General features: G+C 57.3%; 14 protein-coding genes and 1 pseudogene. 12 read left to right on the plus strand and 3 right to left on the minus strand.

Features of this window, described 5'->3' with window-relative positions; translation table 11 throughout:
* Positions 1 to 8 precede the first annotated feature (8 nt).
* Positions 9 to 953 carry a 2-hydroxyacid dehydrogenase gene (locus tag HNQ72_RS16770; RefSeq protein ID WP_183993400.1) on the plus strand — a complete coding sequence of 315 codons (945 nt, stop codon included), beginning with the start codon at positions 9 to 11 and terminating at the stop codon, positions 951 to 953.
* A gap of 9 nt (positions 954 to 962) precedes the next feature.
* Positions 963 to 1,994, plus strand: a complete 1,032-nt coding sequence (locus tag HNQ72_RS16775; RefSeq protein WP_183993402.1) for an L-idonate 5-dehydrogenase — start codon at positions 963 to 965, stop codon at positions 1,992 to 1,994.
* A gap of 15 nt (positions 1,995 to 2,009) precedes the next feature.
* On the opposite strand, the gene HNQ72_RS16780 is transcribed toward HNQ72_RS16775, so the two are convergent.
* Together HNQ72_RS16780 and HNQ72_RS16785 are read right to left on the minus strand one after the other, a co-directional pair.
* A complete protein-coding gene (locus HNQ72_RS16780) occupies positions 2,010 to 3,047 on the minus strand; it encodes a LacI family DNA-binding transcriptional regulator (protein ID WP_183993404.1) in 1,038 nt (345 codons plus the stop codon).
* A gap of 52 nt (positions 3,048 to 3,099) precedes the next feature.
* Positions 3,100 to 4,020 carry a LysR family transcriptional regulator gene (locus tag HNQ72_RS16785; protein WP_183993406.1) on the minus strand — a complete coding sequence of 307 codons (921 nt, stop codon included), beginning with the start codon at positions 4,018 to 4,020 and terminating at the stop codon, positions 3,100 to 3,102.
* Between the two features lie 122 nt (positions 4,021 to 4,142).
* Here HNQ72_RS16785 and HNQ72_RS16790 point away from each other — a divergent pair, with 122 nt between their 5' ends.
* The 7 genes and pseudogenes from HNQ72_RS16790 to HNQ72_RS30550 all read left to right on the plus strand — a co-directional run.
* Complete coding sequence (locus HNQ72_RS16790) at positions 4,143 to 4,979, plus strand: transporter substrate-binding domain-containing protein (protein ID WP_183993408.1); 837 nt, start codon at positions 4,143 to 4,145, stop codon at positions 4,977 to 4,979.
* 33 nt (positions 4,980 to 5,012) lie between these two features.
* Positions 5,013 to 5,711 carry an amino acid ABC transporter permease gene (locus HNQ72_RS16795; protein WP_183993410.1) on the plus strand — a complete coding sequence of 233 codons (699 nt, stop codon included), beginning with the start codon at positions 5,013 to 5,015 and terminating at the stop codon, positions 5,709 to 5,711.
* Positions 5,711 to 6,421 (plus strand): amino acid ABC transporter permease, encoded by a 711-nt coding sequence (locus tag HNQ72_RS16800; RefSeq protein WP_183993412.1) that lies wholly within the window; start codon positions 5,711 to 5,713, stop codon positions 6,419 to 6,421. The genes HNQ72_RS16795 and HNQ72_RS16800 overlap by 1 nt, the downstream gene beginning before the upstream one ends.
* Positions 6,418 to 7,149, plus strand: a complete 732-nt coding sequence (locus HNQ72_RS16805) for an amino acid ABC transporter ATP-binding protein (protein WP_183993414.1) — start codon at positions 6,418 to 6,420, stop codon at positions 7,147 to 7,149. The genes HNQ72_RS16800 and HNQ72_RS16805 overlap by 4 nt, the downstream gene beginning before the upstream one ends.
* Positions 7,150 to 7,166: 17 nt before the next feature.
* Positions 7,167 to 7,841, plus strand: coding sequence for a 4-carboxy-4-hydroxy-2-oxoadipate aldolase/oxaloacetate decarboxylase (locus tag HNQ72_RS16810; protein WP_183993416.1), 675 nt, complete (start codon positions 7,167 to 7,169; stop codon positions 7,839 to 7,841).
* A 35-nt stretch (positions 7,842 to 7,876) separates the two neighbouring features.
* Positions 7,877 to 8,647, plus strand: a complete 771-nt coding sequence (locus HNQ72_RS16815; protein ID WP_183686440.1) for an amino acid ABC transporter ATP-binding protein — start codon at positions 7,877 to 7,879, stop codon at positions 8,645 to 8,647.
* A 136-nt stretch (positions 8,648 to 8,783) separates the two neighbouring features.
* Positions 8,784 to 9,093, plus strand: a pseudogene (locus HNQ72_RS30550) (IS30 family transposase); the annotation flags it as partial.
* A gap of 266 nt (positions 9,094 to 9,359) precedes the next feature.
* Here the strand turns inward: HNQ72_RS30550 and kdgR are convergent.
* Positions 9,360 to 10,148, minus strand: coding sequence for a DNA-binding transcriptional regulator KdgR (kdgR, locus tag HNQ72_RS16820; protein ID WP_183993417.1), 789 nt, complete (start codon positions 10,146 to 10,148; stop codon positions 9,360 to 9,362).
* A 248-nt stretch (positions 10,149 to 10,396) separates the two neighbouring features.
* On the opposite strand from kdgR, the gene bglB reads away from it, so the two are divergent.
* The 3 genes from bglB to HNQ72_RS16835 all read left to right on the plus strand — a co-directional run bounded on the left by bglB (position 10,397) and on the right by HNQ72_RS16835 (position 13,889).
* Complete coding sequence (bglB, locus tag HNQ72_RS16825) at positions 10,397 to 11,515, plus strand: beta-galactosidase BglB (RefSeq protein ID WP_183993722.1); 1,119 nt, start codon at positions 10,397 to 10,399, stop codon at positions 11,513 to 11,515.
* A gap of 98 nt (positions 11,516 to 11,613) precedes the next feature.
* Positions 11,614 to 13,008 carry a family 4 glycosyl hydrolase gene (locus tag HNQ72_RS16830; protein WP_183993419.1) on the plus strand — a complete coding sequence of 465 codons (1,395 nt, stop codon included), beginning with the start codon at positions 11,614 to 11,616 and terminating at the stop codon, positions 13,006 to 13,008.
* Positions 13,005 to 13,889, plus strand: coding sequence for a carbohydrate ABC transporter permease (locus tag HNQ72_RS16835; protein ID WP_183993421.1), 885 nt, complete (start codon positions 13,005 to 13,007; stop codon positions 13,887 to 13,889). The genes HNQ72_RS16830 and HNQ72_RS16835 overlap by 4 nt, the downstream gene beginning before the upstream one ends.
* Position 13,890: the final 1 nt, after the last annotated feature.

Here is a 13,890-nt window from a genome sequence, read left to right on the forward strand (position 1 = left end):
AGTGAGAAATGAAGCCGCAAATCCTCGTCATCGGCCCCTATCCGGAATGGGATATGGTTGAGCTCGAAAAGAGCTACGATGTGAAGAAACTCTACGAAGCCAGCGACCGCGACGCGTTCATCGCAAACGAAGCCAGCCAGGTAACGGCAATTGCCACACGCGGTGAACTTGGCGCCTCGGCGGAGCTGATCGGCAGGTTGCCCAACCTGAAGATCGTTTCGGTCTATGGGGTGGGATATGACGCGGTCAATCTGGACGCCTGCCGCGAACGCGGCATCCGCGTCACCAACACGCCCGATGTGCTAACCAACGATGTTGCCGATCTCGGCGTTGCAATGATGCTCTGCCAGTCGCGCGGCATGATCGGCGCCGAACAATGGGTGAGGGACGGAAGCTGGGCCGCCAAGGGGCTTTACCCGCTCAAGCGCAAGGTATGGGGCCGCAAGGCCGGTGTTCTCGGCCTTGGCCGCATCGGTTTCGAGGTCGCCAAGCGCCTTCGCGGTTTCGACATGGATATTGCCTATAGCGACGTCTCCCAAAAGTCCTATGCCGAAGGCATGACGTTCATTGCCGACCCGGTAGCACTTGCCGAACATTCGGATTTCCTGTTCGTGACGCTGGCGGCTTCCGCAGCCACGCGGCATATCGTGTCGAAGCCGGTGATTGAGGCTCTTGGCCCGGAAGGCATGCTGATCAATATCTCTCGCGCATCCAATATCGACGAGGCGGCGCTTCTGGACGCACTTGAAAATGGCAGGCTCGGTTCTGCGGCGCTCGATGTATTCGATGGCGAACCCAATCTCGACCCGCGCTTCCTCAAGCTCGAAAATGTGCTGCTGCAGCCGCATCATGCGTCAGGCACGATCGAGACGCGCAAGGCAATGGGCAAGCTTGTGCGAGACAATCTGGCGGCTCATTTTGCCGGCCAGCCTCTTCCCACTCCGGTCATCTGAGGTCGTGTCATGAAAGCTGTCGTCATCCATTCCGCCAAGGACCTCCGGGTCGAGGATCGTGAAGTCGAGGCCGCCGGTGCTGGACAGGTGGATATCGCCATCGAAGCCGGTGGTATCTGCGGCTCCGACCTGCATTATTACCACCATGGTGGTTTCGGCACGGTGCGTGTCCGTGAGCCGATGATCCTTGGTCACGAGGTCGCCGGACGCGTTGTTGCACTCGGAAGCGGCGTTTCCCATCTTGCAGTCGGGGATCGTGTCGCCGTCTCGCCAAGCCGTCCGTGCAATGCTTGCGACTACTGCCTCAAGGGTCAGCAGAACCATTGCCTCAACATGCGCTTTTACGGCAGCGCGATGCCCATGCCGCATATCCAAGGGGCGTTCCGTCAGCGTCTAGTGGCCGAAGCCTGGCAGTGCCACAAGGTGAACGAAGGCATTTCCATCAACGAGGCCGCCTTCGCAGAGCCCTTTGCCGTGACGCTGCATGCGGTTTCTCGCGCCGGCTCGCTTCAGGGCAAGCGGGTTCTGGTCACCGGTTGCGGCCCGATCGGCGTCTTGTCGATCATCGCCGCTCGCCTGCATGGCGCACGCGAAGTGGTGGCGACCGACATCATGGATGCCGTGCTGGAAAAGGCAAAGGTCGTTGGCGCCGACCGTACCATCAACACCGCGTCGCAACCCGATGCCCTCAACGCCTACACGGCCAACAAGGGTTATTTCGATGTGCATTTTGAAGCCTCCGGCAATGAACGCGCCATCCGCTCGGGCCTAGAAGTGCTGAAACCGCGCGGTATCCTCGTCCAGCTCGGCCTCGGTGGCGATATCTCGATGCCGCAGAACACAATCGTCGCCAAAGAAATCGAAGTGAAGGGCACGTTCCGCTTTCACGAGGAATTCGGCCAGGCGGTCGATCTCATCAACCAGAAGCGCGTAGATTTCTCACCACTCCTGTCAGAGATCTACCCGGTCGCTGACGCGGTTAAGGCATTCGAGGTCGCGGGTGATCGCAGCCGTTCGATGAAGGTCCAGCTCAGCTTCTGAGCCGAATGAAACCTATCACGTGCTGCCGCGAAGCAGCACGTGATAGCTCGTCTTGATAGTCGCGGCAGTGCTGCGCTTTTCAAGCATGGCGATCATCTGCCCGGCTGCCCGCGCGCCTATCCCGTAGCTGTCGACATTGACGGTAGTTATTCCGGGTTCAGATACTGAAGCGATCTCGTAGTCCCCAAAGCCGGCAATGGCGATGTCTCCCGGCACAGAAAGCCCCATTCTGCGACATTCCATCATTGCGCCGAAAGCGGGAAGATCGCCGACGCAGATAGCAATATCGGTGTCCGGAAAATTCCGAAGCAATTGGCGGATAGCTTCTGCGCCATGCGCCATGCGCATTGGCGTGGACTCCACCGACACCACCCGGTGGCTGCTCATGCCATGCCGCAGCAGGGCGCGGTCAAACCCTATATGACGCTGCCGCCCGCGTGCATCGGAAGCTTCCGTCCCAATGATGAAGCCGAAACGCGAATAGCCTTGGGGTACGAGAGTGTCGACAAGTGCTTCCATCGCATCGGCGTTGGAGAAACCGACGACGGCATTAATCGGGTTTTCCGGCACATCCCAGGTCTCGATCACCGGAATGCCGGCATTTGCAAGCATCGACCGTGCACGCGACGTATGCTCTCCGCCCGTCAGGATGATACCTTCCGGCCGACGCCGCAGCATGGATTCGATCAGCTCTTCCTCGCGCTCGACCGAATAATTCGTGTAGCCGAGGAGCAGCTGCATGCTCGTCTGCGCAAGCGCATCAGTAATTCCGCGTGCGGTGTCGGCGAAGTTCGAATTGTCGATCGAAGGGACGATGGCGGCGATGAAGCCGCTGCGGCGTGAAGACAGGGTACCGGCCGACTGGTCTAAAACGTAGCCAAGCTGGTCAACTGCTGCCATGATGCGCTCGAACGTTCCCCTGGCGATATAGGAATTGCCCTTGAGGGCACGCGATACCGTCATCGCGGATACGCCGGCAACTCGCCCGACATCCGCCATTGTCGGTGGACCATTGCCGGCTTCGGTTGGCCGGGGTTCCTGCTCGATCGACATCTTTTCTCCTGTTACGGGATGATCCGGCTGAAAGGGTGCTTCCGGGCACGCGTCAAGGCAAGCATGTCCAATGTCCTTCCTGGCCCAGCGTCTTTATCACGGATGTCAGAATGTTCCGTACCTCGATCATCGCGCGGGTCGGGGGGTGGTTGACCGGCATGTCGAGTATGAGGCGGCGCGAGAGCACGGGGGCGGAGAGGGGAATTGCGGCAAGGTTTCCCTGCTGCATATCCGTATACACGGCCCCCCTTCCGAGGATGGCAAAGCCCAGGCCCGCGCGAATGGCAGCCCTGGTACTAGCCAGGCCCTCGATCTCGCGCACAATGTTGAGGTCTCGGCCGAGCATCAGAGCCTGCCGTTCAAGCAGGACACGAATGCCGTGACGGCGGGTCGGCATTATCAGTGGCAGAGAAAGTGCGTCCTCGACCGACATCTGCCCGGTTATGTCATCAAAGCTGCCGATCCTTCCCACCGCATAAAGCCGTTCGTCGAAAAGGGGCAGGGAACTTGCCTTGGCGACATCAACGAGATTGATGGCAAGATCATGCAGATGCGTGTCGATCGTAGCTCTCAACGTCTGGCTGTCGCCCTCGCTGATCGTCAGGCGGATCTGGGGAAACATCTTCTCGCAGATCTCCAACACGGGAACGGAGAGAATCGGCGAGAGCGAGCTCAGCATGCCAAGCGAGACATCTCCCCTCGGCGTCAGATCCTGTTGCCTGGTTTCCGCCTCAGCCTGTTCGACGGCGCGCAGGATCGACTGGGCATGAGAGAACAGCGTCTGTCCCGCATCGGTAAGTATCACTCCGCGGGATGTACGGTTGAGAAGCTGGACGCCCAGATAGTCCTCCAGCGAGCGCATGTGCAGACTCAGCGGTGGTTGAGCGACACCCAGTTCCCGTGATGCCCTGGTGAAGGAACCCACTTCCGCGATCTTGGCAAAATAGCGCATCTTCAAAAGATCGAGAACCATGTATCCTCCACTTTCTATACCGTAAAGATATAGCACGTATCTGCAATATATATTTGTTCGAATATCGAGCTTGGCCTAGGTTTTCCATGCAGCGAGAGGAAGCGCTGTTAACGGAGGACACTATGAAATTTGCTCGTCTTATGACGCTGGCCGCGATCGGCGCTGCGTTGTTTTCGAATGTCGCCGCCGCCGAGCAGCTGGATGACATCAAGAAGGCTGGAGTTCTGAACTGCGGTGTTTTGACAAACTCGCCGCCGCTCGGTTTCCAGGACCCCAAGACCCGTGAACCTAACGGTTACGAGATCGAGATTTGCGGCATGTTCGCCAAATATCTCGGCGTCAGCGCCAAGATGACCGCCGTCTCACCACAGACCCGCATGGCTGAACTGACCCAGGGCCGCGTCGACATCCTGTCCTCGCTTCTGAGCTACAGCAAGGAACGCGCCGAGCAGGTGGATTTCAGCGGCGCCTATATTGCCGAGGACTTCAATTTCGTCGTGCTCGATCAATCTGATATCAAGACCGTTGCCGACCTCTCCGGCCAGCGTATCGGACTGGTGAAGGGCTCTGTCCTGATCCCGCTGACGGAAAAACGTCTTCCAGATGCTCGCATCCTCTCATTCGAGACGAGTGCAGCATCCTTCCTGGCCCTGCAGCAGGGCAAGGTGAAGGCGACCGTCTACCGTTATTCCGAAGGCAAAGCCGTGCAGCGAAATGCCGGCTCCGAGATCAAGGGGCTGCGCTTCCTTGACGAACCGCTTCTCTCCATGCCGTCCGGTTTCGGCTTCCGCAAGGGATCTCCGGAGCTCGTAAAGCAGGCGAACGCATTCCTTGCCGAGCTGGAGACCAATGGCGAAGGCCAGAAGCTTTATGACAAGTGGCTGGGCAAGGATTCCGATCTGAAGGCCACGCGCAAGTTCGAGTTCGGTAAACCCCAGGAAACCTGGTTCACCAACTGATCTCCTCCGCATACTGCATACAGGTCAACTTTCATGGGTTACCAATTCGACTTTGGTAAGGTCCTGCAGGGTGAGTATCTCGAACTCATCCTGGAGGGTCTCCAGGCCACGATGGTGGTTTTCGTTTTCTCTTGGATCATCGGTCTCGTGCTGGCAGTTGTTCTCACCGTCATTCGCGCGGTCGAGTTCAAGCCGACACAGTTCCTTGTCGCGGCTTTCGTTGAATATCATCGTAACGTGCCGATGCTGATCCAGCTGTTCGTCTGGTATTTCGGTTTTGCCGTCGTCCTGCCGGATGCGGTCAACGATTACCTGAACGATCTCGGGGCGGAGATAGGTTATGCCATCGTGGCGCTGGCCCTGAACAAGGCGGCCTATATGTCGGAGGATTTCCGCAGCGGCCTGCGGTCGATCCATCCGGCGCAGATGGAGGCAGCGCGCTCGATCGGCCTGACCTATCTCGGCGCGATGTGCTGGGTGATCCTGCCGCAGGCGTGGCGACTGGCTCTGCCTGCTCTGCTCGGCCAAACGCTCATTCTCTTCAAGGGCACAAGCCTTGCAGCCGCAATCGGTGTTGCCGAACTCAGCTACCAGGCCCGTTATATCGAGGAACAGTCTTTCCGCATCTTCGAGGCCTACGGCATCGCCACGGCGATCTACATGCTCATCTCGTTTGCGATCATGTGGCTCTCGTCGATCCTCTCCAAGCGATATGAGCTGAGGGTGAAGTAATGCTGGAAATTATTCAGGAATACTGGCTTCTGCTGCTGATCGGCGAGTATCCGCACGGCAAGCTCGGCGGGCTGGCGATGACGCTGATCATCTCCTTCGTCAGCCTCATCGTAACCTTTCCCTGCGCCGTTCTGATCGCGCTCGCCAGGACCGGAAAACCAGGCATCATCCAATCGATTGCCTACGGTTTCGTTCACAACGTTCGCGCCATTCCGCTGCTGATGCTGATCTTCTGGGCCTATTTCGCCGTGCCGATGATCATCGGCTTTCCGATCGATGCTGCCTTCACGCTAATCGTCGCTATCGTCATCTATCAGACGGCCTATCTGGGTGAGATCATCGCGGCTGGTATCACGGGGCTGCCGAAGGGACAGCGGGAAGCAGCAGCAGCGCTCGGCCTCGGCTATATCCCGACCATGTTCAGGATCATCCTGCCTCAGGCGATCTTCAATGTCATTCCGGGCATCGTCAATCAGCTGACGACGATCATCAAGGAATCGTCGCTCGGCTCGATCATCGCTGTCTCGGAACTCTCATATGTCATGCTGCAGGTCAATTCCAACGAGGTGACCAAGCCGCTGCAGATCTTCGGCATTCTTGCTGCGGTCTATTTCGTCCTTTGCTTCGCTCTCAGCCAGGCGACCAACTGGCTGGAACGCCGCATTTCGTCCCGCAGAACCGGGCAGGTCGTTGTGGAGGCCGTAGCATGATCGAGTTCCAAAACGTTTCCAAGTGGTTCGGTGCCTTGCAGGTGCTGCGCGATGTCAATGCGACGGTGGCCAAAGGAACCATGACCGTTCTCTGCGGCCCTTCCGGCTCCGGCAAGTCGACACTGATACGCACTGTCAACCGGCTTGAGCCGATCCAGAAGGGGCAGATCACCCTTTCAGGGCGCGACATCTATGCCAAGGATATCGATGTCAACGTGCTGCGTAGCGGCATCGGTTTCGTCTTCCAGCAGTTCAATCTTTTTCCGCATCTCTCGGTCGTGGAAAACGTCATGCTGCCGCTCCTGCGCATCCGCAAACAGTCGCGTGCCCAGGCACGGCCGGCCGCTATGCAGATGCTTGAGCGGGTAGGACTTGCAGAAAAGGCGAACTCTCTTCCCGCCGATATTTCCGGTGGCCAATCCCAACGTGTCGCGATTGCGCGCTCGCTGATCCTGAAGCCGGAGGTGCTTGTTCTCGACGAGCCGACCAGCGCGCTCGACCCGGAAATGGTCGGCGAGGTGCTGAAATTGCTGAGGGAACTGTCGGCCGATGGCATCACCATGATGTGCGTCACCCACGAAATGGGTTTCGCCCGCGAAGTGGCGGATCGCATCTGGTTCCTGCGCAACGGCACGCTGACCTTCGACGCCGAACCCACCGAATTCTTCTCGAACGACGCCCATCAGGATGTTCGCAACTTCCTTTCGGCTGTTCGTAAAAACCATTGAAATCACAGGAGGAAAACATGGTACATATCAAGGATATTCCCGCCCGCCCGAGCAAGTCGGACATTGATGCACTGGCGAAATTTTCGCCCGCCACCATTCACGAAGCACAGGGCCGTCGGGGTGCCTTGTCGTCGCGGCTGAAGCCGGTCGACTACCGCATGAAGCTTTGTGGTCCGGCCTTCACGGTAAAGTCCTCGCCGCGCGACAACATCATGCTGCAGCTGGCGATCAACTATGCCAAACCCGGCGACATCATCGTCGTGTCGGCAGGTGAATACGAAGAAGCCGGTTCGTTCGGCGACGTTCTCGCCAACGCCTGCCTTGCCAAGGGTATCGGCGGCCTCGTGACCGATACCGGTGTGCGCGACACTTTGCAGCTTCGCGAACTCGGTTTCCCGGTCTTTTCGCTCAGCACCTGCATCAAGGGTACCGTCAAGGAGACAATCGGCACGACCAATGACAGCATCATCGTCGGCAGCGAAATCATCAATCCGGGCGATGTGATCGTCGGTGATGCCGATGGTCTGGTCGTTGTTCGCCGCAGCGAAGTCGCCGAAGCAGCAAAGCTTTCCCAAGCGCGTGAAGATGCAGAGGCCGGTTACATTGCAGCCTACAAGGCAGGCAAGTCGGTGGTCGAAGTCAGCAATCTCGAGCCGGTCCTGAAGGCAAAGGGTCTCGTGGTCGAAGCCTGAGCTCCAGCCAGGACACAACATCATTTGGATATGACATGAGCGCAGCACTGAAAAAACTGACCGTTTCCTCGACCGAGGTTGCCGTCGAAATCATCGGCATGAACAAGTGGTATGGTGATTTCCACGTGCTGCGCGACATCAATCTGAAGGTGATGAAGGGCGAGCGCATCGTCATCGCAGGACCTTCCGGCTCCGGCAAGTCGACGATGATCCGTTGCATCAACCGTTTGGAAGAACATCAGTCGGGCAATATCCTCGTCGATAATATCGAGCTTACCAACGATCTGAAGAAAATCGACGAGGTGCGCCGCGAAGTCGGCATGGTATTCCAGCACTTCAACCTCTTTCCGCACCTGACCATCCTTGAAAACTGCACGCTGGCACCGATCTGGGTTCGCAAGATGCCGAAGAAGGAAGCCGAAGAGATCGCGATGCACTATCTGAAGCGCGTCAAGATTCCGGAACAGGCCAACAAATACCCGGGCCAGCTCTCCGGCGGGCAGCAGCAGCGCGTGGCGATCGCCCGCTCGCTCTGCATGAAGCCGAAGATCATGCTGTTCGACGAGCCGACCTCGGCGCTCGATCCTGAAATGGTCAAGGAAGTGCTCGACACCATGGTCTCGCTTGCCGAAGAAGGCATGACCATGCTGTGCGTGACCCATGAAATGGGCTTTGCCCGCCAGGTCGCAAACCGCGTGATCTTCATGGACCAGGGCCAGATCGTCGAGCAGAACTCGCCGGCCGAGTTCTTCGACAATCCGCAGCACGAGCGCACCAAACTCTTCCTCAGCCAGATCCTGCACTGATTTGTCTGAAGAGTTTTTCGCAACCAGTTTCAAACGTTCCAAGGGAGCATTACGCCAATACAGTTCCATAATTCATATTATGCGATCTTTCTGTATGGATCAGTACATTCTATTTCCAAGTGCGACATGCCGGTAATTGCAATGGCTTCGTTTTCTTCCCTGGTTTGTTGAGCAGAAAGCCTCGGTCAACAAGATGGCCTCACCGCTGGGACATTGTTCAACTATCTATTGCGAAATCCCTCGCAACACTTTCCATGACAACGAACTTCCTGAGTACACCGGCTACTTTGGTACGATCACCGATGCACTAATGCGCAAGCTTCGACGCCATCCAGATCTTCGTGCGAAGTCACCAATCAACTGGAAGCTCGGTGGTCTCCGAGCAGATTGCCGGCCGGCTTTTATCGGAAGGCTTGAGTCTCATTCGTCTATGCGCGGAGATCATCATGGCGCGGTAAGAAACGCAAGCGCATCCGCCGCTTCTTGCCGTCGGACACAGATCTCAGCCAGATGTCTCACGCAATGCTGAACCAGTGCGCACGCATTCTCAACGCAGAAAATGCCTAGGCTACAGGACGCCGGCTGAAGCGTTCATGGCCCATTTGCAGGAGGAGGCCGAGTCCCCTGCCCTACATAACATGCATGATGCACTTGGATTAGCTTCGCCAGCGGGTGGATTCGAGGATATTTGCCCATGGCGACCTGAAGCTATTCAGCCGCTAAAGCCAAGGCTTTTCGAAGCCATCTGTCCGGCCTCCAATAATATCCGAACATATGTGGATTTGCGCGCCGGGTCGAAGCGGAATAGCGGAAATGAGATGCTGATTGCTGCGATTGACTTCCCCAGATGATCGCGAATGGGTACAGCCATGCATCGTACTCCTACCTCACTCTCCTCCAGTTCCTCCGAATAACCGTCTTCGCGGATACGGATCAGTTGTTCCCGTAGTGTCTGGACATCAGTAATCGTTTTTGGCGCCAGTTTCTCGAATGTCATTTTAGACAAACGCTCGGTGATTTCCGTTTCATCGCGATAGGCAAGCAACGCCTTTCCGAGAGAGGTGCTGTGTAAAGGATTACGCTTACCGAGCGGAGAGTTCATCGACAGGCTATAGGCACTGTCGTATTTGTGGATATAAGCGACGCGCTGTTCTCGCTCGTCCATCACGCCAAGATTTATGGACTCGCCAGTCTCACGAGAGAGCATGCCCATAGCACGATCTGCTGCCTGCAGCAGGTGTGTCTGGCCACGTAGTGTGCGCGCGCCCAGTCCAAACAATTTCAACGTCAGCCGGTATTTTTCGGTCTCCTCCTCCTGTTCGGCATACCCGAGATCAACAATTGTCTGCAGCAATCGGTGTGTGGTGGCCTTGGAGGTCATGGCTCTTTGAGCGATATCACCTAGGCTGGAGCGCCCTTCTTCAGCCAACGTTTCAAGCACCGAAAATACCTTCAAAACCGCAGCTACATTGTCAGATTTGTTGCGCGAGGCGTCAGACATCGATCACTCCAAAAAAATAGAATTACATTTTGAAAATATTGTATCGCATTGTCAACCTCTACCGCATCGGCGAAAAACCCCTTAAAAACCTTAGTTCTTGCGGTTTGAGAGGTTTATATCGATAAATCCTGAGCGCCCATTGCATTTCATTTTTTTGTATGCTTCCTTCAATTTCAGAATGAAATCGCGTTCCGATTTCGTGTCCGGGCACGGAGGTCCGGCGGCACTGGAGGGAAGTATCGTTGACTATGCATGCGCTTCTGCAGCAGAAGAATTTTGTGGCGCCGAGACAAGAGGTCGTGGGCTTGATCCAGCGCCTCGCGGATAATCTCGTCGCCATAGAAGACAAGACGGGCGAATTTCTGCTGCGTCTTGAAGATGGTCGGGTGATCGACACAAAGGGCTGGGCTGGTTGGGAATGGACCCACGGCATCGGGCTTTATGGTCTGTTCAATTACTGGCAGCAGACCGGCGACCAGAAGGCGCTCGATATCATCACCTCATGGTTCGATGCGCGTCTGGCCGAAGGCACCCCGACGAAGAACGTCAATACCGTCTGCCCGTTCCTGACGCTTGCATGCCTCTACGAACTCAATCCGAACCCGGCCTGGAGACCCTACCTGGAAACTTGGGCGGAGTGGGTGATGCATGAAATGCCGCGCACAAGCGAAGGCGGCATCCAGCACATCGTTTATAACAACGTCAATCATCAGCAGATGTGGGACGACACGCTGATGATGAGCGTTATGCCGCTCGCCAAGATCGGCCTGCTGCTGAACAAGCCGGAATATGTCGAAGAGGCTAAATACCAGTTCCTCATTCACACCCAGTATTTGGCCGATCGCAAGACCGGCCTGTGGTTCCACGGCTGGACCTTCGAGGACAAGCACAACTTTGCCGAGGCACTGTGGGCGCGCGGTAACTCGTGGATCACTATCGCCATCCCGGAATTTCTCGATCTACTCGACCTGCCGGAAGGCGACGCGTTCCGGCGTCACCTGATCTCGACGCTGAAGCGTCAGGCTGAAGCGCTGGCGGAACATCAGTCGCCGTCCGGTCTCTGGCACACATTGATCAACGATCCGCAAAGCTATGTGGAATCCTCGGCTGCGGCCGGCTTCGGTTACGGACTGATGAAGGCCGTGCGCAAGCGCTACCTCGGCCCGGAATATCTGCCCGTGGCGGAGCGTGCGGTGAAGGGTGTGATCGGCCATATCGATGCGGCTGGCGAATTGCAGAACACGTCCTTCGGCACGGCAATGGGATCGGATCTCGATTACTACCGCCAGATCAAACTGACGGCGATGCCGTATGGGCAGGCAATGGCGATCCTATGCCTGTCGGAATATTTGCGTTCCTATATCTAACAACCAACCCGGGGTTTCCGGGCATTTCATGACCTTGTGATACGCCCGGCGCTTGTCGCCGGGCCGATGAACGCTGTCCTTTTTAGGAGGAGGAAAGCATGCAGTCGCAATCAGTTTCCGAAATTACGTTAGCCTATATCGGCGGCGGCTCACTGAATTGGGCTCAGGTCCTAATGGCCGATCTCGTTCACGACCGCACAGTGGCCGGCGAGATTCGTCTGTTCGACCTCAACCTGGAAGCCGCGCAGCGTAACGCAGCGATCGGCAATCGTCTCTCGGAAGCCCACGGGCTTTCCATTCGTTATACCGCAAGCGAGACAATCGCGTCGGCTTTGACCGGTGTCGATTTTGTCGTCGTATCGATCCTGCCGGGGTCGTTCGACGACATGGCAAAGGATCTCGAGTTGCCGGAAGCCGAGGGCATTATTCAGGCGGTTGGTGATACTGTCGGGCCTGGCGGATTGGTGCGTGCCATGCGTGCGATCCCGGCCATGGCCGAAATCGCCGAAGCGATCCGAAAATATGCGCCCAAGGCCTATGTGTGCAACCTGACCAACCCGATGTCGGTCCTGACGGGCGCGCTTTACGCCGCTTTCCCCGATATCAGGGCATGGGGCGAATGCCACGAAGTCACCAAGCTGCGCCACATCATCGCTTGGCTTGCCAACCGGGCGGAAGGTACGATCCGCTACGGTTTCCGCGATGTGCAGGTCAATGTTCTGGGCATCAACCACTTCACCTGGGTCGATCGCGCCTTCGTCGGCGGCCGGGATTGGTTGCCGGACTACCTGAGTTTCGCCGCGGAAAATCGCGAGAAGGGCTGGCGCGCCAAGCCGCTCGATCCGAGTGACGAATTCCAGCGCTATTTCGAGGACGTCAACAAGGTCAAGTTCGATCTGGCCGCACGCTTCGGCATCGCTGCTGCGGCGGGCGACCGGCATCTTGCCGAATTCCTGCCGGCAAGCTGGTATCTTGGCCGCGCATCCGAATGGGGCTTTGGCCTGACGCCTATCGACTGGCGTCGCCGCGACCAGGTGAAACGCCGGGAAGAGGCTCGCGCTGCGGAAATCGCCAACGAGGTGCCGCCGCTGCGAGCCGTATCGGAAGAGGCCCTGGTCGGGCAGATCCGAGCGCTGACCCGCGGCGAGACGCTGGTCGTCAATGCCAACATGCCCAATACCGGACAGGTGGAAGGGCTTGCACCGGGCACGGTGGTCGAGACCAATGTGCTGTTTTCCGGCCATGGGGTGCGGCCAATCCATGCCGGCCGTCTTCCTGCAGCAGTCGAGGCTTTGGTAAAGCCGCATGCGGATCGCCAGAATGCCGTACTCAAGGCCGTGCTTGCCGGCGATACCGCGACGCTCGAAGGACTGTTCCTTTCCGATCCGCTGATCACGCCTTTGGGTCAGGATCGCGCCGCAAAACTGTTCCGAGCCATGGTTGCCGCCACTGCCGCGCGCCTGCCGGAAAGTCTCAGGAGGCTCTCTGCATGAGTGGCGATAGTCGTCTTCTCGGCTTCTGGTATGTTCTTCCGTACCTGATCGGCCTTCTGGTCTTCACGGCCATACCGTTTCTCGGCTCTCTCTATCTGTCGTTTACCGATTACCGGCTGATGCATGATATAGATTTTGTCGGCCTGCAGAACTACATCGACATCCTGACGAGCGACCGTACATTTACCCGCTCGTTCAACGTGACGATGCTGTTTGTGGCTCTTACCGTGCCGCTGAAACTGGCCTTCGCGCTTTTTATCGCCAGTATCCTCAACTCCAAGCTCAAGGGCATCGGACTTTTCCGCACCGCCTATTACGTGCCGTCCATTCTTGGTGGCTCGATTGCTGTCGCGGTTCTGTGGCGCTACATGTTTGCCGATGTCGGCATGATCAACATGCTTCTGACCGGGTTGGGTTTCAACGCCATCAACTGGTTTGGCAATCCCGGCACGGCGCTGTTCACCATCACGATCCTGCGCTTGTGGCAGTTCGGTTCGGCCATGGTGATCTTCCTGGCTGCGCTTCAGTCGATCGACAAGTCGCTTTACGAGGCTGCGGCCATCGATGGCGCAAAACCGTGGAGAGCTTTCTTCGCAGTCACCCTGCCGCTTCTGACGCCCGTGATCTTCTTCAATCTGATCATGCAGATGGTTCAGGCCTTCCAGGAGTTCAACGGACCTTATGTCATCACCGGCGGTGGGCCGCTGAAATCCACCTATCTGCTGCCGCTGTACATCTATGAAATGGCCTTCAAGAAATTCGACATGGGCTATGCCTCCGCCATCGCCTGGGTGCTGTTCGCAGTCATCATGGTGCTGACGCTGATCGCATTCTGGTCGTCGAAATACTGGGTCTATTACGCCGGCGACAAGAGGAGCTGAC

Source organism: Aliirhizobium wenxiniae (assembly GCF_014201355.1).
Lineage (GTDB): Bacteria > Pseudomonadota > Alphaproteobacteria > Rhizobiales > Rhizobiaceae > Neorhizobium > Neorhizobium wenxiniae.